The sequence below is a fragment of the Kitasatospora sp. NPDC001539 genome (assembly GCF_040298565.1).
In the GTDB taxonomy this organism is placed as follows: domain Bacteria; phylum Actinomycetota; class Actinomycetes; order Streptomycetales; family Streptomycetaceae; genus Kitasatospora.
This window is the reverse complement of the sequence record NZ_JBEPAK010000498.1, coordinates 1-1,157: the sequence shown is the minus strand read 5'-3', so window position 1 is coordinate 1,157 and position 1,157 is coordinate 1. Positions and strand designations below refer to the sequence as shown.

General features: G+C 72.6%; 1 protein-coding gene and 1 pseudogene. One reads left to right on the top strand and one right to left on the bottom strand.

The features are described 5' to 3' along the window. On the bottom strand, window positions 1-789 hold a 789-nt coding region (locus tag ABT247_RS33555; RefSeq protein WP_350750403.1), incomplete at its 3' end, for a thiamine pyrophosphate-binding protein. Between the two features lie 135 nt (window positions 790-924). Between ABT247_RS33555 and ABT247_RS33550 the strand changes: the two are divergent. After that, window positions 925-1,157 (top strand): annotated as a pseudogene (locus tag ABT247_RS33550) (hypothetical protein); the annotation flags it as partial.

Below are 1,157 nucleotides of genomic sequence, written 5' to 3'. Positions count from 1 at the left end.
CGGCTCCTTCGACGAACTCGTCGCCCGCGCCGACGAGGTGAAGGGCAAGATCGGCGAGAAGCTCCGCCAGCCCATCAGGGTCGGGACGACGGGGACGCCGGTCAGCTCGGCGAACTCCAGCAGCAGGTCGGAGGCGTCGGCGTTGATGACGCCGCCGCCGGCGACGATCAGCGGGCGCTCGGACTCCTGGAGCAGCGCGAGGGCCTTCGCGATCTGGATCCGGTTGGCGGCCGGCTTGTAGACCGGCAGCGGCTGGTACGCCTCCGGGTCGAAGTCGATCTCGGTCAGCTGGACGTCGATCGGCAGGTCGATCAGGACCGGGCCGGGGCGGCCGGAGCGCATCAGGTGGAAGGCCTGCTGGAACACGCCCGGGACCTGCGCGGCCTCCAGGACGGTGGTGGCGGCCTTGGTGACGGGCTTGGCGATCGAGGCGATGTCGACGGCCTGGAAGTCCTCCTTGTGCAGCCGGGCGACGGGCGCCTGGCCGGTGATGCACAGGATCGGGATGGAGTCGGCGATGGCCGAGTACAGGCCGGTGATCATGTCGGTGCCGGCCGGGCCCGAGGTGCCGATGCACACGCCGATGTTGCCGGCCTTGGCGCGGGTGTAGCCCTCGGCCATGTGGGAGGCGCCCTCGACGTGCCGGGCCAGGGTGTGCCGGATCCCGCCGGAGGCCTTGAGCGCGGCGTAGAAGGGGTTGATGGCGGCGCCCGGCACGCCGAAGGCGACCTCAACGCCTTCGAGCTTGAGGATCTCCACGGCCGCGCGGGCGGCTGTCATACGAGGCATCGGGTCTCTCCTGCGTCGGCCCGCAGTGGCTCGGAGGGCTCATCTCCTGAATTCCACCATACGGAAGAACGGTTTCTGTATGTGGAAGCACGGTAGAGTCGGGCCCGTCAGGGCGTCAAGGGGCGTTTCAACAGAATGTGGAAGTCGGGCGCGGGTGTGCCGATGGCGCTCGGGGCCGGGACGCTCCGGCCGGCGGCGGGCGCCGGCGGGCTGGGCCGCTGGTCGCGGGCGGTGTCCGCCGCAGCGGTGCACGGCACCCCGGCCGCGGTCGGCGGGCCGGTCGGCGTCCGGCTCGCGCGCTGCCGTGGGGCCGGATCGGCGTACTCGCCGCCGCGGCCCGGCCGGGGGGCGGGAGAGCGGGAGGGCGG